Annotated in this window: 19 protein-coding genes, 1 tRNA gene and 1 pseudogene; 4 read left to right on the top strand and 17 right to left on the bottom strand. The window is 67.5% G+C overall.

What is annotated here, in order from left to right:
* Window positions 1-100: 100 nt before the first annotated feature.
* Window positions 101-174: transfer RNA gene (locus ACVTJA_RS34860), tRNA-Arg, on the top strand.
* Window positions 175-436: 262 nt separating this feature from the next.
* On the opposite strand, the pseudogene ACVTJA_RS34855 reads toward ACVTJA_RS34860, so the two are convergent.
* The 8 genes and pseudogenes from ACVTJA_RS34855 to ACVTJA_RS34820 form a co-directional block, all read right to left on the bottom strand.
* Window positions 437-1,495 (bottom strand): annotated as a pseudogene (locus ACVTJA_RS34855) (tyrosine-type recombinase/integrase); the annotation flags it as partial.
* Window positions 1,496-1,726: 231 nt separating this feature from the next.
* A complete protein-coding gene (locus ACVTJA_RS34850) occupies window positions 1,727-1,954 on the bottom strand; it encodes a helix-turn-helix domain-containing protein (protein WP_465826135.1) in 228 nt (75 codons plus the stop codon).
* 2 nt (window positions 1,955-1,956) lie between these two features.
* The gene (locus ACVTJA_RS34845; protein ID WP_465826133.1) at window positions 1,957-3,051 is read right to left on the bottom strand and encodes an AAA family ATPase; all 1,095 of its coding nucleotides are present in this window, start codon (window positions 3,049-3,051) and stop codon (window positions 1,957-1,959) included.
* Window positions 3,048-3,707: a toprim domain-containing protein gene (locus ACVTJA_RS34840; protein WP_465826131.1), complete on the bottom strand. Its 660-nt coding sequence runs from the start codon at window positions 3,705-3,707 to the stop codon at window positions 3,048-3,050. Before ACVTJA_RS34840 ends, ACVTJA_RS34845 begins: the two co-directional genes overlap by 4 nt.
* Window positions 3,708-4,111: 404 nt before the next feature.
* On the bottom strand, window positions 4,112-4,342 hold the full coding sequence (locus ACVTJA_RS34835) for a helix-turn-helix domain-containing protein (RefSeq protein WP_465840591.1): 231 nt from the start codon (window positions 4,340-4,342) through the stop codon (window positions 4,112-4,114).
* A 154-nt stretch (window positions 4,343-4,496) separates the two neighbouring features.
* The gene (locus ACVTJA_RS34830; RefSeq protein ID WP_465826129.1) at window positions 4,497-5,039 is read right to left on the bottom strand and encodes a hypothetical protein; all 543 of its coding nucleotides are present in this window, start codon (window positions 5,037-5,039) and stop codon (window positions 4,497-4,499) included.
* A 303-nt stretch (window positions 5,040-5,342) separates the two neighbouring features.
* A complete protein-coding gene (locus tag ACVTJA_RS34825) occupies window positions 5,343-5,501 on the bottom strand; it encodes a hypothetical protein (RefSeq protein WP_465826128.1) in 159 nt (52 codons plus the stop codon).
* Window positions 5,502-5,563: 62 nt separating this feature from the next.
* The gene (locus ACVTJA_RS34820; protein WP_465826126.1) at window positions 5,564-5,842 is read right to left on the bottom strand and encodes a hypothetical protein; all 279 of its coding nucleotides are present in this window, start codon (window positions 5,840-5,842) and stop codon (window positions 5,564-5,566) included.
* A 197-nt stretch (window positions 5,843-6,039) separates the two neighbouring features.
* Between ACVTJA_RS34820 and ACVTJA_RS34815 the strand changes: the two genes are divergently transcribed.
* Window positions 6,040-6,594 carry a hypothetical protein gene (locus tag ACVTJA_RS34815; protein ID WP_465826124.1) on the top strand — a complete coding sequence of 185 codons (555 nt, stop codon included), beginning with the start codon at window positions 6,040-6,042 and terminating at the stop codon, window positions 6,592-6,594.
* 165 nt (window positions 6,595-6,759) lie between these two features.
* On the opposite strand, the gene ACVTJA_RS34810 is transcribed toward ACVTJA_RS34815, so the two are convergent.
* Window positions 6,760-7,065, bottom strand: a complete 306-nt coding sequence (locus ACVTJA_RS34810; RefSeq protein ID WP_465826121.1) for a helix-turn-helix transcriptional regulator — start codon at window positions 7,063-7,065, stop codon at window positions 6,760-6,762.
* A 112-nt stretch (window positions 7,066-7,177) separates the two neighbouring features.
* Window positions 7,178-7,441 (bottom strand): helix-turn-helix domain-containing protein, encoded by a 264-nt coding sequence (locus tag ACVTJA_RS34805; RefSeq protein ID WP_465826117.1) that lies wholly within the window; start codon window positions 7,439-7,441, stop codon window positions 7,178-7,180.
* A 788-nt stretch (window positions 7,442-8,229) separates the two neighbouring features.
* Between ACVTJA_RS34805 and ACVTJA_RS34800 the strand changes: the two genes are divergently transcribed.
* The gene (locus ACVTJA_RS34800) at window positions 8,230-8,451 is read left to right on the top strand and encodes a hypothetical protein (protein WP_465826114.1); all 222 of its coding nucleotides are present in this window, start codon (window positions 8,230-8,232) and stop codon (window positions 8,449-8,451) included.
* Here the strand turns inward: ACVTJA_RS34800 and ACVTJA_RS34795 are convergent, their stop codons facing one another.
* The 3 genes from ACVTJA_RS34795 to ACVTJA_RS34785 all read right to left on the bottom strand — a co-directional run bounded on the left by ACVTJA_RS34795 (window position 8,452) and on the right by ACVTJA_RS34785 (window position 10,425).
* Window positions 8,452-8,961, bottom strand: coding sequence for a hypothetical protein (locus ACVTJA_RS34795; protein WP_465826112.1), 510 nt, complete (start codon window positions 8,959-8,961; stop codon window positions 8,452-8,454).
* A 553-nt stretch (window positions 8,962-9,514) separates the two neighbouring features.
* Window positions 9,515-9,811, bottom strand: a complete 297-nt coding sequence (locus tag ACVTJA_RS34790) for a hypothetical protein (protein WP_465826109.1) — start codon at window positions 9,809-9,811, stop codon at window positions 9,515-9,517.
* Window positions 9,812-10,275: 464 nt separating this feature from the next.
* Complete coding sequence (locus ACVTJA_RS34785) at window positions 10,276-10,425, bottom strand: helix-turn-helix domain-containing protein (protein WP_465826107.1); 150 nt, start codon at window positions 10,423-10,425, stop codon at window positions 10,276-10,278.
* Between the two features lie 523 nt (window positions 10,426-10,948).
* On the opposite strand from ACVTJA_RS34785, the gene ACVTJA_RS34780 reads away from it, so the two are divergent.
* On the top strand, window positions 10,949-12,193 hold the full coding sequence (locus tag ACVTJA_RS34780; RefSeq protein WP_465826104.1) for a fibronectin type III domain-containing protein: 1,245 nt from the start codon (window positions 10,949-10,951) through the stop codon (window positions 12,191-12,193).
* Between the two features lie 98 nt (window positions 12,194-12,291).
* On the opposite strand, the gene ACVTJA_RS34775 is transcribed toward ACVTJA_RS34780, so the two are convergent.
* The 4 genes from ACVTJA_RS34775 to ACVTJA_RS34760 all read right to left on the bottom strand — a co-directional run bounded on the left by ACVTJA_RS34775 (window position 12,292) and on the right by ACVTJA_RS34760 (window position 16,264).
* On the bottom strand, window positions 12,292-13,575 hold the full coding sequence (locus ACVTJA_RS34775) for a hemolysin family protein (RefSeq protein ID WP_465840589.1): 1,284 nt from the start codon (window positions 13,573-13,575) through the stop codon (window positions 12,292-12,294).
* Between the two features lie 78 nt (window positions 13,576-13,653).
* Window positions 13,654-14,031, bottom strand: a complete 378-nt coding sequence (locus ACVTJA_RS34770) for a response regulator (protein ID WP_465826101.1) — start codon at window positions 14,029-14,031, stop codon at window positions 13,654-13,656.
* A 95-nt stretch (window positions 14,032-14,126) separates the two neighbouring features.
* A complete protein-coding gene (locus ACVTJA_RS34765) occupies window positions 14,127-14,960 on the bottom strand; it encodes a metallophosphoesterase family protein (RefSeq protein ID WP_465826097.1) in 834 nt (277 codons plus the stop codon).
* A gap of 80 nt (window positions 14,961-15,040) precedes the next feature.
* Window positions 15,041-16,264 carry a ceramide glucosyltransferase gene (locus ACVTJA_RS34760; protein WP_465826095.1) on the bottom strand — a complete coding sequence of 408 codons (1,224 nt, stop codon included), beginning with the start codon at window positions 16,262-16,264 and terminating at the stop codon, window positions 15,041-15,043.
* Between the last annotated feature and the right edge of the window lie 51 nt (window positions 16,265-16,315).

The following is a 16,315-nucleotide window of genomic DNA, read 5'->3' as shown; positions in this document are numbered from 1 at the left end:
CTCCCCGTCGGGAGTGATGTCGCCCCGCCGCCCGTTGTCGGAATGCGTGCTTGCGTTGGCCAGGTACTTCGGCTACTTGTGCCCGCCGTCAAGCCCGTCTGCGCGATTAGCTCAGCTGGATAGAGCGTTGGCCTCCGGAGCCAAAGGCCACAGGTTCGAATCCTGTATCGCGCGCTGGTAGAAGGGCCCGGAATTGTTGGGGAAACTCCCCGATGGTTCCGGGCCCTTCGCTTTCTCCGGCCGGGGCTTGCAGCAAGGATGCAGCAAGGGCGCTTCGCGCCACCTTCTGGACCGGCGCTGCTTCCGCCTGGGCCGTCGCGCGCTGGGGGCGCAGCCCCAGGTTGAGGCTGTCCACTTCCTGGCGGAGATAGTCCGGGGTCAGGTGGCCGTACACCTCCAGGGTGAGGCGCGGGTCTCGGTGCCGCAGGAGCTTTTGCACGCTGGCCAGCGGGACGCCCGCCCGGAGGAGGAGGGCGGCGGTCGTGTGCCGCAGGTCATGGAACCGGATGGGCCGCACCTGGGGCTTGGGCCAGAGGCTCATGGCGCAGGCCGGGCACTTCCGAGGTTCAGCGTCCGGCGCAACTTCCGCGTGACCGCAGCCCTTCCGGCGGCAGACGTGGCGATAGCCGGTCACGATGCCCGCGCGCGCCAGGGCCCGGCGCAGCACGTCTTCCAGCGGCACATCCCGCCGCATCATGGTTCCATCGTCTGCTGGGAATGCCAGCGCGGAGGGCGAGCGGCAGAGCGCTTCCTCTAGGAACGGCATCAGCTCGGCGGAAATGGGGATGACATCGGTGTGGCCACCCTTGGTGGTGTCGCGCTCCCATGAGCGGCAGACGGTGAGCAACCTGCTTTGCAGGTCCACGTCCGTCTTGCGCAGGGCCAGCAGCTCCCCCTTGCGCAGCCCCGTGTAGAGCGCGGTGGCGAAGAGAGGGCGCCAGCGGTCCGCCAGGACGTCGAAGAGTCGCGGCACCTCCTCCAGCCGGAGGAAGTCGCCGACGCGGCGCGGGACGGTGCGCTTCTTCACGTCCGCAACGGGGTTGGGCCCGCTGTAGCGGCCGACGGCCCGCGCCTCGTTGAACGCGCGGCTGACGAATCCCCGCAGGTGGTTGAGCGTCTGCGGGGAGAGTTCCTGCTCCTTTTCCTTGAGGAATGCTCTCAGCCGGGGAGCGGTCACCGCAGTAAGGGGGAGGGCTGCGAGGCTGGACGGGAGCAGGTGGCGAGTAATCTGGCTGACATTGCTCGCGTGAGAGGGGGAATGGACCGAGTAGGTTTCGAGCCACCAGTTCAGCAACTCCGCCAGCGTCCCGCCGCCGTCCTCGGGCAGTCGCTCCTCCAGCCCCAGCCGTTGACGCTCGGCCTTCCGCTCCAGTTCCCCCGCGATGCGCCGGGCCTCGGTCTTTGTGCGCGCCTGAGTCACCCTGTCGCGCCACCGTCCCCCCGCATCCTTGAAGCGCAGATACCACTTGCCCGCTTTCTCGTAGACGCTCGCCATGGCTACCGGCCCCCCTTCCGGCGGGCCGGCTTCGAGGGCGTGGCGTCCGTACGCGCAAGATAGCCCCGGGCAGTCAGCCACTCGGCCAGGATGTGGACCGCCATGCCGGAGGAGGTGCGCAGGTCTTCTTCCGCCGCCCGTGCGAGGGCTTCTTTCACCGTCGCTGGCAGCCGAAGGTTCAAGGTCGAATCTCTCTTCATGGGGTCAGTGTAACACAAGTGGCAGCAAGCATTATGGGGTGGGTTTCCGGGGAAGCGGCAGGATGCGGGCAGGAGGCGAACGCTCCCCCCGTGCCCATGCGCGCACCGCCTCCGGCTCGAAGCGCACGAGTCCACCGACACGCAGGCACGGCAACGTACCCGCCTCGGTCTTCTGGTACACCCACGAGCGGCTCACCTTGAGGAAGCGCGCCACTTCTTGCGCGTCCCACAGACTCTCGAAGGGGAGTGAGGTGTTCATCGTTAGCCCTCCTCCTCTTGCGCGTGCCCAGCGGCGGTGCCCGGGGCGAGGATGTACCCGCGCCCTTCCCACTTGATTTCGCCCCGTTCTTCCATCGCGTTGATGGCCTGGAGAACAACCTGCCGTCTCCCACCCACCATCTTGGCCAACTGCGCTTTGTTGGGAGGGGGCGTCGCGGAGGCGAGCACCCGCCGTACCTGTTGCTCCTTGTCCTGCGCGGCTGTCTCGCTCACGTCCTCGATTGTCACCGTGCCATCGGCAAGGGAGATCGTGAACTGGTGGCGCTGCGCCGTTTCCCCATCCCGCCCCTTCGCCACCTGCGCCACGAAGGAGAGAAGCCCCGAGTGACGTGGCGTGTCCTCTCGCGTGAGGTTCACCTGCATATCCGCCCACCCGGACAGCACGGTGCTCCCCCTTGCCGCGTAGATGGGTGGCCCCTCGCCGCGCTCGCCCGCCTTCGAGGTGTGGTGCACCAGCACGATGAGCGCACGCGGGTTGATGGTGGCGAGGGCCTGGATGTGCTCCTTCGCCTGGTTCACGGCTTCGGTGTCGTTCTCATTCCCGAGGAACAGCGAGGAGAACGGGTCGAGGACCAGAACAGGCGCCTCGTGGGCGCGCAGATGCTCGGCGATGTGCTCGCGTACCGCAGCGTTCTCAAGTCGCACCTGCTTACGGTGGGCGATGCGCACGAGGGCATCCGGGCGGAAGCCAAGGGCTGTGAAGCGGTCGCGGATGCTGCGCGGCCGGCCCTCCTCGAACACCAAAAAGGAGTGCCGCCCAGCTTCCGACGCCTTCTTGGCGATGACGAGCGCGAGGTACGTCTTGCCCACCCCTGGTGCGGCCACGATGAGGAGGTTGCCAGAGTCTGGAACCACCTCCTCAATGAGCCAGGAGAGGGGCGGCAAGTCCTTAGTGCGCTCAAAAAAGCCTGCGAGGGACTCGAAGAGGCGCGGAGCGGTTCCGGCGGTTCCCGGTGGTTCCGGGAACCGGTTCCCAGTTCCCGCCCCTATAGGCGGAACCGGAACCGACTTGCGGCGATTGGTCACGGCAGCGAGCACTTCCGCATCCGAGCGGCCGGCGGCGTCGTCTCCGCTCATCGCGCGCCCTCCTGGCGGGAAGAGAAGTCCACCCGCTCGACCGTGACTCTTGCCGGGAGGGCCTCGCGAACCTGGAGTGCGTAGCGGTCTCCTGCTTCGTCTCCATCGGTTGCGACCCAACAGGGAACTCGCGTGGGCCAAGCCGAGAGGGAACGGAAGGCGTTCGCGCTCCCGGCGACCATGCCGAGCACGGCCCAGCGCCGCCCGTAACGGCAGGCGACTTGCGCGAGCTTGAGCGTGTCCGTGAGCCCCTCGGTCACCACCACGGCTTCGAGTGCAACCAGCGTCTCCGCGCCCCGCACTGCCCGGAGGAACTTCCGGCCCCGGTCATCGGCAAAGAGCGTTCCCGCGTAGGAGAACCCTCGCGGGTTCCGCGTCTTGTCCTTCGCCGGAAGGTCCGCCCGGATGGCGCGTGCCTGAATCGAGGCCACGTCTCCATCAGACTCGAAGGCAAGGAGGGCGAGCCGGTACACCTCCGGCGGGTAGGGCCACCATGTCGCGTACGGGAAGCGCTCGGGTGGCGGAAGGATGCGGGCAAGTCCTCGGGTCTCTGGCGTGGTGAGCCATCCCACGTCGAAACCGCGCCGCGAGAGGTAGACGCGGACCTCTCCAGTCCAAGATGGGTCAAGGCCGGAGGGGACTGCATCCAGCGGCATGCACGCGCCCCAGAGCGCCTCAAGTTCGGCCTTCGGGGGCCGCACGGGGAGCGCTGGCGCCGCTGGCAGCACACGCGATTGAGGCGCCGGAGGAGCGGTGAGGCCACCTGCCAACGCGGCGCGCACTGGCTGCCAGTCGCTCGGCCTGGGGGTCCGCGCGATGGCCCATGCGGCAAGCGTCACGGCGTCGCCCCGCGCGCCGCACTCGAAGCACTCCCAGCCGGAGTCGTCTGGCCTGACCCCTACTGCCCCTCGCTTGTCGCGTCGGCTCGGGTGCCGCGTGGCCGCTGAACATGCTGGGCATGGCGACAGTCCATTGCGGCCGAGCGGCTTGAGCCCGAAGGTATGGGCCACGCGCCGAACGCCCTGCGCCTTCACCTGCTCCATCCAGTCCGGAAGCGCGCTCATCGCGCCCCCTCCTTTCGGCCGAGGAGCGTGTCCACGTCCGTCGCCAGCGCTTGGGCGAGGAGGTTGAGCGTTTCCGTGGTGGCCGCACCAAAGCGCTCGGCATCGCGAAGCCGAGGAATGGAGATGCCCGCCTTCGTTGCGAGCACCTGTTGAGAGAAGCCACGACGCCTGCGGAGCGCGGCGAGGCGCTCTCCAAGTCCAGGGACACTGCGTTTGCGGATGTGCATGAGCATGCGCACGAAGGTGCACTCCGGCAGCTCGCTCCGCGATCGGTCGTGGAAAAAATCGGTTACGCGGCTCGGGCGCCTGCTGGCTCGCCGCTCCCGCGACCATGGCCGCGATGCCCTTCCCCGGCGTGAGCGGCGAGATGCATGCAGCCGCCTAGCGGCTCAGCTCGGCATTCCAGTTCTCAGCCCGTGCGCGCGCATACACCACACTCTTCTTGAAGCCGCTGGCCTCCATGGCCTCGATAACCGCTCGCTTCGGTCTATTGCGCCTGTGCGCAGCGAGCCATGCCCGTTTGGCCCGTTGCCATAGCAATTCGTCTTTCTGCCTTCCCTTGTTGTACCCCTCAACGAGCCGCAGCAGTGCACCGGCACGCTCCGCCTCGCTGTCCGCGAGTTGGGCCACCAGCACTTCGATGCTCGGATTACGAGGACGTCCATCTGCGATAAGGAGGGCGCTGGCCACTCGCAGTCGCTGGATGTCGTCCGAACAGAGCCGGCGCGACAGTTCCGCGAACATGTTCCGCGACGTTGGAGAGAGTTGGGAAAAGATACTCTCAAGCGACTCCGTGACCTGACGGGCCGCGTCCGCATTCAACTCTGCCAACCGCTCCCGCTGGCGCGCCTCGCGCTCTCTTCGCTGTTCCTCGCTCTCAGGACCCGGCCGCTCACGCAGCGCCGCAGCCAGGGCCATTTGCATGAGCATCGCTTCGCTCGATGCTCCACCGTCCCCGAGGGAGAAAGGATTTGTCGGAAGAGCAGACGGCACCGCAGGCCGCAGCTCGCGCGCTCCTTGGGCTGCGGCTGCGCTGCGGAGCGGACGTGCTTTCGGCTCGCTTCCACCGCCACGCTGCGCTCGTTTTCTTCGGGTGCCCTTGACGGGACGCGGCGCCTTCTTGGTGGCAGGGTGACGCCTTGGTACTTTCTTGGGCACCGGTAGCGGCCTCCATCCGCTGACTGGTCACAAGGGCGGGCCGTTCGCAGCGGCGCCGCCCTACCTTCACTAGCTGCCCAGGGTTGAACGCCAGAACGGGGGTTTACCCGGCGGGCGAGGCAGCGCCAGCCTGATAACCACCGCGACGCCATGGGGGGCGCTGGCCTCGAACTCGCTGAGCCAACGCTCCGCCGCCGTCATGTCGTCGTCCTCGTACAGGTCCACCACGGTTAGGGCGGGCGCATCCCGGCTTGCGCGTCGCTCCAGGGCTTCGATTCGGGAGCGCAGGCTTACCGCGCGCACGCCAGCCCTCCCGCGCGGGGGGAGCCCTCGTGCCTGGCTGCGGCTTCGAGCTTGGCGAGGCGCTCCTCCAACTCGGTGCCCTGGATGATGCCGGCAAGTACCGAGTACCCGTAGATGAGCGCCCGTGCCTTGCTGGCCTCCATGGTCCCGTCCTCCAACGCGCGGATGCAGTCGGCGAGCCCGGTCCTCACGTTCCCGAGGCTCGCCAGCCGCCGCCGCCGCTGCCGGGGGGAGGGGGGGCGAGGCTCTTCCAGGTTTTCACGCATGATCACGGCCACTTACTCCTGTAAGGCCCTGCACCGAAGGGCTGATTCTACCCTCCGGATAGGGCATTTGGGCCCCCCACCGTGGCATTCGCGACCGTATGGGACACCGCTCCGCTCGGCCTGGAGGAGCGTGCACGGCACACTTTCGAGCGTCCTTCCGGTCTGTGAGAACGCACCAGGGCGGCTATGTTGGAACGATGCTCGTCTCCGTTGCCCGGTCACTCGTCGCGGTCGGTGGGTTCGCTGCCCTCGTCGTTGCTGGGACAGCCTTCGCGCAAGAGAAGGAACCCACGGACGCCAATTGGGTTCTCTCTGTTGATTGGACGATCCAGCAGAAGGAGAACGGCAAGATCTCTCAGGGCTACCACGTCAATCAACTCACCTGTACCAAAGCAGGCTGCGAGTTGCTGGTTGTGACGCTCAACCAGTGCATGGGCAAAGGTAAGAGTGCAGTGTTTGTTCCCAAGGTTGAGCGGTGGGCTACGAGCGAAGGGACTCTCAACGTTACGCCCAAGGAGGGTGCCATGTTGCTGGAGCAGTCTATTCCAGGTGGCCGTATCACTCAGCGCCTCACGATCTCTAACAAGAACCTGCTCGGACTGCCGAAGGTGATCGGCTACAGCGGCGGCTTCACCAAGGAGTCAGAAGTTCTCAAGAAGGTGATTAGTGTCGAGTTCGTGCCTTTGGAAGGTGCGACCAGCGCGCGAGCGATGGACTGCCGGGCTGAACTCCCCGGAGTAGCTGAGGATTAGGCATAGGAGCCCCCTCATTCCCTGCCCCAGCGCCAGTGGAGGGCGTGTCAGGACCGCAGCGGCACTCACGCGTGATGCTGCGCTGCACCCTGGGTACAGCATTCGCCCGCGTCAGACACCCGATCTTCTTTGCCGTAGCGGCCCGTTGCTGCGGAGCACTCCGCGTTACTTGGTCGCGTCTTCCTTGCGGGACCTGAGGAACAGGTCGCGGAGTTCCACCGCGTACGCCACAGATGCGGCGATCAGGGTATCAACAGTGAGGTTCGCCCGGCCTGCCTCGACGCGCGGCATGTACTTGGGATGGATCCCGATCATCTCGGCCGCTTGCTCCTGAGTGAGTCCCCGCTCTACGCGCAGTTCCCGAAGGCGCTTCCCTAGGTGCTTGCGCTCCCTCTTGATAATGGGCGCGAGGTTCTCCGGAACCGGGATGCCAGTAGAAGGGCGCGGGCGTGGCTTCCTGGTTGGGGACATGCTCCCCATCTCGCCCGGGTAAACTTTGATGCACCACACACCATAGTTTACTTGCGAGGGTGCACTCATCGCTCCAGAGGGCGAGAGCCCTCGGCTAGCGCTAGCCGCCGCGTCACTCGGCCGCGTCCTCTTCGTGAGCTTCGGGAATCAGGTCTCTGAGTGCCACGCCGTAGGCCACGGATGCAGCGATGAGGGTGTCCACGGTGAGGTTCGCACGGCCTGCCTCAACGCGCGGCATGTACTTGGGATGAATCCCGATCATCTCGGCCGCTTGCTCCTGAGTGAGTCCCCGCTCTACGCGCAGTTCCCGAAGGCGCAGCCCGAGGCGTTTGCGTTCCCTCTTGATGAGCGGCGCGAGGTTCGCCGGAACCTGCATGCCGGAAGGGCCTTGTGGGCGTGACTTGCCGGTTGGGGACACGCTCCCAATCTCGCCCGGGTAAACTTTGATTTACCACAAACTATAGTTTACCTTCGGGGCGGCATTGAGCCACGAAAGGACGGCCGAGATGGAAGAAGCGAACGACCCCAGCAGCCCCCCACCGGGGCCAGTGGTGAGCCTGGACCTAGAGCTAGGCACTCTGGCCACTGCGATTCAGGGCGCACGGATGCTGGCCGACCTCCAAGCGCGGCGCGATCTCCCGGATGCGGAGATGGAGCGTAACGCCCCTGCCTGCATTGTGTCCGTGCTTGCCCTGGCTACGGAGCGCCTCGGGCAACTGCGGCGCGTGGTGCGCAACGAGGAGAACCCAGCCAACCTGAGGGCTCCTCACAACGCGGTGGAGGACCCAGAGACGCTCGGCGAGTTCCCCGGGGATATCGTCCTGTTCTCCTGGGGTTCCCACCGGCTGCCCCTGGTCATGTGGGGGGCCCAAGGAGTCGAGGCCCAAGAGGAAGCCAAGGTGCGCGCGGGACGGAGGCGCAAGGCGACGGGCCGGAAGTCGCGGGAAGTGGCTCCCGAGCCCTCCGAGGTCTCCCAAGGTGAGCCCCCGACGGAGCCGGAACCGTCCACGCCTACGGCCAGCGAACGAGGGGCTCATCACGGGTAACGCGCTGACCACGAGGGCATAGCTGGCGGCACCATGGAGCGCTTCGTGCCGCCCGAGATGCCCCCGACCGGCCGCGCGGCTCCTCGCGGCCGGCAGCGCGCAGCGGGTGGCGGCGCCCATGTCCTACGCCGCCAACCTGCCAAGGGTGCAGCGCTTCCTCTTGGGGGAGACGGCGCCCCAGCGCTCGCTGACGTCGGTAGAGGAGGCGCTCGCCCAGTATCTGCACCGCAACCCGGTTGAGGCGGAAGGGCGGGCGCTGCTACCGGAAGCTCAGCGGCCGGCATATGTCCGGGAGGCAGAGATGACCAAGGCGCGCGCTGAAGCGATTCGGCGACGATAATCAGCGAGTCACCATCTCAACCGTGGAGACCTCCAGCCCAAGCTCGACATACGCAACCTCTTCTGGGCTGGCGGGCGCCACGACAATGGTGACCTTGTTCCAGGCGCCGGGACGGATGTCCCGCATGATGCGCTCCTCCTTGGACTGGAGCGATGCCTCCCACGCCTCCTGCTGTTTGAGAAACGTGCCGATGGCTTCATGGTCGGGCTCAGGCATTGCTCGCCCCCACTTCACCTTCAGCATGGGTTGCCCATAGGTGACGGACTGTGGGTTACCAATGCGAAACGTCAGTTGCTGCCCGTTGGCGTAGGGAGCGATTTTGTCCAGTGAGACCAAGAACGTGCCAGCTTGGGTGGAAATAGGCTGATAGCCGGCACTGCTCGGCGTGAAAGTTGCGCGCTCCGGGTGGCGCAGTGCCAGTACTGCAATGCGAGCGCGAAGCTCGGCAGAGTCTTTCTCCAGAAGTTGGATGCGCGATTCCAAGAGGGACGCAGCAATTGAATTCTGCATCGCCTCTGGAGGCGGTGGCGTGACTGCGTGGGGCATGTCACAGCCAGCGGCAAGTCCAAGTGCGAGCACTGCAATGCTAGGTCGCATGCCCGGCAGCCTCCCGCAACCCGCGCGAGGCCGTCAACGTGCGGCCCGCGAGTGCGTCCTTGAGGCATCGCCCTGCCCCCGCCCTACGTGACCAGCAGAGTGCCTGAAGTCCTGTCTCGGCACCCACGCGCCGAGTCTCCGCCGACGCCGCCTCCGAGCAGGCAGTGCAGTAGCGCCCTGGAGACGCGACAACCAACACGCGCCGGGCCGGGTCAACGGGGGGCGCAAGGGTGTGGCGCCCGCTGAACGCTGCCCACGTCTGCCGGGATGAGGAGGACTCAACCGGTTCCGGTTCCGCCTATAGGGCCGGGAACCGGGAACCACCGGCCCGATGAGCGCGTACACGCCGACAGCAGCAAGCAACACCCATCGACTGCGCCACAAGAGCCAGGTACCCCGGCCGAAACACCACAACCCGGCTACTAGGACGGGGCGCCCTACGTGCCTCCGAAGGTGGCTCCGCCTCCTAACCGCGCCGCAGCAGGTGAACGATCAGCAGCCCAGCGACGATGAAGAGGAGCATCTTCACCGTGAGCACCGCGTACAGTTCCCACAGCCCCCATCCCACAAGGCCCGCGACGGCGAGAAATGCCGCTGGGCCCAGCGCGGCATCCAAGTTGCGCACCGCCCAGCCCAGCAAGTGCGCCAGAACGAACGTGGCCGCACCTGTGCCCCAGGCAATAGCCGCCTCCCCCCATGTGTAGGCCCCGGGGCGCGAAATCCAAGGCTGGTAGAGCACGTGGGGCACCAGCATCGCGAGCATCCAACAGATGCATCCCCACATCACTCGCGCGAAGCGGCCGAGTGTGGGCCATGCAATGCGCTCATCGTGGATGACGAGGAGGCGGAGCACGCCCCCCACACACAAGGCCCCTCCGCCAAGCAAGAGCGGGGGCATCCTATGCGCAGGCTCGCTCCGGATGGCGTCCGCCAGCAACGCTCCGCTACCGGTACAGGCGGCGAGAGCCAAAAGCCAAACGAACAGATTATAAGTGACAAGGGGATCGTGGGCCTGCTCGCCCGCCGCGTTCGACGTGGCAGGCGGGCGGCGGGCTTGGCTCTCGGGCTCGGGGGGGGGCACGAGGAAAGAGGATGGGGCTGCGTCCTCCTTAGGGTCAATGTCCCCTGCCCCTGGGTTTTCACTGCCACAGTTCCCGGTTGTGCGGCCGTGCAGTACTCAACCGGTTCCGGTTCCCGCTATAGGGCCGGGAACCGGGAACCACCGGGTCAGCCCTGGCCTCGGGTGAGGAAGGCGTCCACGTCCGCTGGCCGGACGCGGATGGCGTTGCTCACCCGGACGTGGGGCAGCTCTCCCCGCTCGCACAGCCGGTAGACGGTGGCGGTGCAGATGGCCAACCGCTCCGCCACCTCACGCACGGTGAGCAGGCGCTCCGTCCCACTCGGCAACGCGCGGAGCCGCGCGGGAGCCGGACCTTGCAGCAAAGATGCAGCAAACCCCTTGCGACTCCCTGCTACCGGCTGGGATGGTTGGACGGACCCCGGCCCCGAATCCCCAACGATTCTGAGGGCTTGTGAATGGCTGATAACGCCTGGACGGGGCGCCCCTTCGCCTCCGGAGCCAAAGGCCACAGGTTCGAATCCTGTATCGCGCGCAGAGAGAAGGGCCCGGAGTCACTGGGGATTTCCCCGGCTGATTCCGGGCCCTTCGCCTTTTCGCGTAAGGCTGGCCGTCCACCTGCTTCGCGCTCGGGCGCGCAGGGGCTGCCTCGACCCGCTGAGTCCTCGGGGATTTCCACCAGCCGGGGCTGACTTCCGGGCGTTCGTTCCGTCCCGGGGGCAGCTTCAGGGGGGGTGCTCTTGTTCCCGGCGTAGGCGTCCGCTATGCCCTTCCGTTTTCGTTTTTCCGTACTGCCCGGTTCCCGGGCTGGAGCGGAGAAACATGAAGAGCCGTGTCGGAGTGTTCGTATCGGGTTGGCTCATGCTGATGAGCGCCCACGTAGTGGGGTGCGGCGGAGCGTCGGAGCCGCCCCCGGGAAACAACATCCCGGGTGGCAACTTCGAGGCGCCGCGACCTCCCACGGAAGTGGTGGTGACGCCGGGAGACGGGCAGTTGTCGGTGTCCTGGAAGGCGCCTTCCTCCAACGGGGGCAAGTACATCTCCGGCTACACCGTGCGGGCCCTGGAGGGGCAGACGGTGCGCGTGGAGGCGAAGGCCCCCCCCGGCGCGACGTCCGCCACCGTCACGGGCGTAACCAACGGGGTGTCCTATACCGTAACGGTGTCCGCCGAGAACGAGGTGGGGGCCACCGCCTCCGAGCCTTCCGCGGCCGTCGTTCCGCGCAAGACCCTGGGCGCCCCGCGCGACGTCCAGGCGACTCCGGGCAACCAGCAGGTGGTTCTGAGCTGGACGCCTCCCGAGGCCACCGGCCTGCCCGTGTCGGTATACACGGTGACGGTGCGCTCCGGAGAGATGCTGGTCGCGAAGCGGCAGTCCACCGAGGCCACGCAGACCTTCACGGAGCTGGCCAATGGCACTCCGTACACGTTCAGCGTCACGGCGACCAACTCCGACGGGGAGGGGCCCGCCGCGGCGCCCATCACGTCCACTCCCAGGACGGTGCCGAGCAATTTCCCCGACGTGGTGGACCGTGTCTTCGACGGAATCGTGGGCGCCGATTGGCTTCCTCCCTATGACGACGGAGGAAGTCCCATTCTGGGCTACCGCTTCAACTTCTACGCGGAAGATACCCGGGAGCGCTGGTCCGTTGACCTGGGCCCCGACGTGCGCCAGCACCGCGTGACAGGGCTGACCAATGGACACTACTACCAGTGGACCGTCGTCCCCTTCAACGCGGCGGGGGAGATGCAGAACCCCTTTGTGTTTCGGAACAAGCCCATGACCACCCCGTCCGCTCCGCGGAACTTCAGGGGGTATTTCGAGCCCGCCCGGATCCGCTTCACGTGGGAGCTGCCGGAGAACGACGGCGGCGACGCGGTCGAATACTGCCTCATCCGGTATGACTTCTATCCTCCGGACAAGTGGGACACGGTGTATTGGCCGAAAAATGAGGTCATCTTCCAGACGGGTGTCGGCGGGGTGACCTACAACGCGACGCTCGTCTGCGCCAACCACATGGGCAACAGTCCCGAAGTGAATGCCACCTCGACGTCGACGGCGCCGTGAGCCTCGAGCATTCCCAACCTCGCGGCCGCTGACATTCCAGAGGGCCGGATGCCTCCACAGGGCTCCGGCCCTCTGTCATTTCCACGTCCCCGTGCCGCTCACGCCTCCGCATGCTCCGGAGGCTGCGGCAGGTGGAAGCGCACGGTGCGCACGCGGCGCGGTGACGAATCCAGCACCTCCAGCACCAGCCCGCCCTCCGCCTGGAGCCGCGTGCCCGGCTCGGGAATGGCGCCTCCCGAGAGCGCGATGCACAGCCCCGCCACCGTCGAGTAGTCCTGGTCCTCGTCCAGCTCCAGCCCCAGCGCGCGGTTGACGTCGCGCAGCGCCGCCGAGGCCTGCACCAGCGCCGCCGTGGGCCCCTCGCGCGTCACCAGCTCCTCCGGCGTCTCCGTCTCGCTGAGGATGTCCCCGACGAGCTCCTCCACCAGGTCCTCCACCGTCACGAGGCCCGCCACGCCGCCGCGCTCGTCCACCACCACCGCGAGCTGCATGCGCCGCTTCTGCAACTCCTTCAGCGCGTCCATGGCGCGCATGGTCTCCACGAGGAAGAAGGCCGGCCGCATCACGTCCTCGAGGACGATGAGGTTCCCCTCCCACGCCACGCCGAGCAAATCCTTCGCGATGACGTAGCCCACGATGTTGTCTACCGTGTCCTCGTACACCGGCATGCGCGAGTGGCCGTGCTCCAGCAGCACCTGGCGGATCTCCTCCGCGCTCGCGTGACGGCGCAGGGCGACGATGTCCTCGCGCGGCACCATCAGCTCACCCAGGGTCAGGTCGCCCATCTCGAAGGCCCGCGACGCAATCTCGCCCGCGCGAGGGTCCAACGTGCCGTGCTTCGCGGCCTCCTCCACCAACTGCTGGAGCTCCTCCGCGGACAGCCGTCCTTCCGTGAAGTTCGTCCGGTCTCCGAAGAGGCGCAGCACCACGTTGGAGCTGGCCGTGAGGAACCACACCACCGGCCGCATCAGCCACGACAGCCCATACAGGGGCCGGCCGATGAGCAACGCGTAGCGCTCGCCCGCGCGCAGGGCGAGCGACTTGGGCACCAGCTCGCCCAGCACCAGGGACAGGTACGAGACGAAGGCCACCACCACCGCCAGGGCCACGTCGTCCGCCTGCTGCTCCGGAAGGCCCAGCTTCGCCAGCACGCCGGCCAGGCGGGTGGCCATGCTCGCGCCGCCGAAGGCCGCCGCGGTGGCGCCGATGACGGTGATGCCAATCTGCACCGTGGCGAGGAAGCGCTCCGGGTCTCCCCGCAGCTTCTCCACGGCCTTCGCCGAGCCGCTGCCTTCGTCCATCAGCTCCCGCAGCCGCGTGCGCCGCATGGAGAGCACCGCCAGCTCGGCCCCGGCGAAGATGCCGTTGCCCAGGACCAGCAGCAGGATGATGACGAGCTCGGTGACGATGGTGGCCCTCCTCTCAGGGGCCCACTACCCTAACCGCCGCGGACTGGCTGCTCACTCTCCAAGTGATTGCAAGAGGAGCGACAGTTGGTCCCGGCTCGCGCCTTTCGGCAGGTAGTAGTGTGGCCCGGACAGCAGGGCGTTGCCCACGTCCTGGGCCGCCGCCGAGGTGAGGAACACGATGCGCGGATGGTTGCGCGGCAGCCGCTCCACGACCTCCAGCCCGCTCATGCCGGGCATGTTCAAGTCGAGCAGCATGACGCCATAGCGGTCCCCCCGCTTCAGCGTGTCCAGTGCCTCCTGCCCATCCGCGGCCTCGGTGGCCTCGTAGCCGAGGTCCTCCAGGCTGAGCCGGAGAAACTCTCTCCAGTCCGCGTCGTCATCGACGACGAGGACCCTGCGTGCGCCTTCGTCCGTTGCAAGTCGCGCCAATCATCCTCCCGACAGGAGATGAACGCCGCTGAATGCGTCCATCATTCACACCGAGCGCTGAAATGGCGCTTGCCGGAGGGGCGGGCGTGCGGGCGTCAGAACAGCGCCATGCCAATCTGCCCGACGAGGTACTGCAGCGCGGGGCGCACGTTGTGGCCCGCCGTGCGTGGGCGCTCCGACAGCATGGCCCGGCACCACGCAGGCTCGCCGAGCAGCCGGCCCACCTTGTGACGGAACACGCGGAAGCGTCCCAGGTCCGTGGAGCTGCCCGCGTTGTAGATGCGCAGCGGCCGGGCGCCGTCCTGCTCCAGCACATGCTCGCCGGGCACGTGGCGGTGGCCGTGCAGCACCAAATCACACCGTCCCTGGAGCCGCGTCACCCACTCCGCGCCCACGGGGAGCTCCGCCGCGTGGGGCCAGCCCAGCAGCGTGGCCAGCCGCTCCGGGAAGCTCTCCTCGGGCAGGGGCAGCACATGGTGGTGTACCAGCACCGCCGTCAGTGTCTTGCGTGGCGCCTTCGCGAGGGCCGCGTCCACCGCGTCCAATTCGGCGCGCGTCAATTCACCGTGGCTCGCGAAGTAGTTGCGGTTGTGGGGCCCGGTGGAGTCCACACAGACAAAGTACAGCCCCGGCTGCTCCACCACGCGCACCTTCTGGCCCTCCATCCACCGCGCACCCGCGTCGTCGCCGGGGCGGTCATGGTTGCCAGGGATGAAGGTGAGGCGGCCGGTGTCGAGCAGCGGCGCGAAGAGCTCGCGGAAGCGTTGGTACTCCGCGCTCATCCCCTGGTGCGTCAGGTCCCCCGTCACCACCACGTGGTCCACACCGGAGGCCTGAATCGCTCCGACGAGCGCGCGTCCCGCCGCATCGCTCTCCGGGGTCAGGTCCAGGTGGAGATCCGACAGATGGGCCAGCGTTCGGACAGGCATGCCCTTGAGATAGGCATTCCTCGCGGCGGCATCAGGGCCTTGTGGTGAATCCAGTGCAAGTGCTGCGCAACAGGAGCGCGTCAGCTCGCGACTTCGCCCGCCAGCAACTCCTCGCTCGCGTGAAGCGTGTGCTCGGGAACAGACGCGGGAGTGGCGCGCCGCGCCAACAGCCGGGTGCCGGGGCCCACGCGGAGCCTCGTGCCGCGCCAGTCCACCGTGCGGAAGAAGACACCGTGCCACCACGCGGCGAAGAGGAGCGCGTCCTTGACGAGCACGCCCGGCACCGCGTCCCACGACAGTGCGTCCTCGCGCAGGGCGCGGCACGTGGCCAGGTCCACCGCCACCTTGCCCAGCACCACCGCCGTGGCCACCATGCCCGACGTGGGGGAGGGGGAGAGCAGCGCGCCCAACACGGCCAGCGGCGCCGGGTTGAGCAGCGACTGGGCCAGGTACGTGGACGGGGCCACCGCGGTGCGGTGGATGACGCTCCAGCGCAGGTAGCGCTGGAAGAAGGCATTCACGCTCTTGCGCAGCGACACGTTGAACACCGGCGTGCGCGCCACCACCACGCGCTTGCCCAGCTTGCGCGTCACCCACTGGCCGATGACGTAGTCCTCCGCCAGCACGTCCTTCACGGAGAAGAAGCCGCCCAGCGCGTCCACGTCCTCGCGGCGCAGCGCCATGGACTTGCCCACGACGATGTCCTGGTCCGCGAAGCGCTTGGCGGCAATCATCCCCGCCGCCGCGCTGGCCGCGAGGTAGAGGTTGTCCAGCAGCGAGCCGAACGTCTTCTCACCGAGGCCCGCCACCGGGTGCGTCACGCAGCCCACGCTCGGGTCCGCGAAGGCCGCGGCCATCTCCTCCAGGTAGCCCGGCGCCACGCGCGTGTTGCTGTCGCTGATGACCAGCACACCGTACCGCGCCCGGTCCGCCAGGGTGATGAGCTGATTCACCTTGGGGTTCAGCCCCGGCTCGCCCTCCTGCAATTCCAGACGGAAGAGGCCCGGCCACCGCGCCACCGCCGCGCGGGCCACGCAGAAGGCCGCGTCGCGCGCGTCCTTCACGCCCAGCACCACCTCGTACGGCCCCGCGTACTCGAGCCGGGCGAACTGCTCCAGGTTCGCCTCCAGGTCATCATCCACGCCGCACAGCGGCTTGAGGATGGAGATGCCGGGGCGGGGCGCGCCCTCGGGCAGCACGCGCGGCGTGTCGCGCCGGTGGCACAGGACGAGGGCGAATTGGATGACGAGCGCGGTGAGGCCGAAGCAGGCGGCGAGTAGCAAGAGGCCGGAGGCGAGCAGCATTCGCGGGCAGTCCCCGAAGTCGGCGCGCAGTGATTGCGCGACCTGGGGAAA

Source organism: Pyxidicoccus sp. M6 (assembly GCF_055568925.1).
The sequence above is the reverse complement of the archived record's forward strand: the minus strand, read 5'-3'. Positions and strand labels throughout refer to the sequence as shown.

Coding starts and splice junctions, on each gene's coding strand:
- ACVTJA_RS34850 (WP_465826135.1), bottom strand. CDS start 1,954: ATGAACACCTCACTCCCCTTCGAGAGTCTGTGGGACGCGCAAGAAGTG.
- ACVTJA_RS34845 (WP_465826133.1), bottom strand. CDS start 3,051: ATGAGCGGAGACGACGCCGCCGGCCGCTCGGATGCGGAAGTGCTCGCT.
- ACVTJA_RS34840 (WP_465826131.1), bottom strand. CDS start 3,707: ATGCCGCTGGATGCAGTCCCCTCCGGCCTTGACCCATCTTGGACTGGA.
- ACVTJA_RS34835 (WP_465840591.1), bottom strand. CDS start 4,342: ATGCACATCCGCAAACGCAGTGTCCCTGGACTTGGAGAGCGCCTCGCC.
- ACVTJA_RS34830 (WP_465826129.1), bottom strand. CDS start 5,039: ATGCAAATGGCCCTGGCTGCGGCGCTGCGTGAGCGGCCGGGTCCTGAG.
- ACVTJA_RS34820 (WP_465826126.1), bottom strand. CDS start 5,842: ATGCGTGAAAACCTGGAAGAGCCTCGCCCCCCCTCCCCCCGGCAGCGG.
- ACVTJA_RS34815 (WP_465826124.1), top strand. CDS start 6,040: ATGCTCGTCTCCGTTGCCCGGTCACTCGTCGCGGTCGGTGGGTTCGCT.
- ACVTJA_RS34810 (WP_465826121.1), bottom strand. CDS start 7,065: ATGTCCCCAACCAGGAAGCCACGCCCGCGCCCTTCTACTGGCATCCCG.
- ACVTJA_RS34805 (WP_465826117.1), bottom strand. CDS start 7,441: ATGCAGGTTCCGGCGAACCTCGCGCCGCTCATCAAGAGGGAACGCAAA.
- ACVTJA_RS34800 (WP_465826114.1), top strand. CDS start 8,230: ATGTCCTACGCCGCCAACCTGCCAAGGGTGCAGCGCTTCCTCTTGGGG.
- ACVTJA_RS34795 (WP_465826112.1), bottom strand. CDS start 8,961: ATGCAGAATTCAATTGCTGCGTCCCTCTTGGAATCGCGCATCCAACTT.
- ACVTJA_RS34790 (WP_465826109.1), bottom strand. CDS start 9,811: ATGCTCGCGATGCTGGTGCCCCACGTGCTCTACCAGCCTTGGATTTCG.
- ACVTJA_RS34780 (WP_465826104.1), top strand. CDS start 10,949: ATGAAGAGCCGTGTCGGAGTGTTCGTATCGGGTTGGCTCATGCTGATG.
- ACVTJA_RS34765 (WP_465826097.1), bottom strand. CDS start 14,960: ATGCCTGTCCGAACGCTGGCCCATCTGTCGGATCTCCACCTGGACCTG.
- ACVTJA_RS34760 (WP_465826095.1), bottom strand. CDS start 16,264: ATGCTGCTCGCCTCCGGCCTCTTGCTACTCGCCGCCTGCTTCGGCCTC.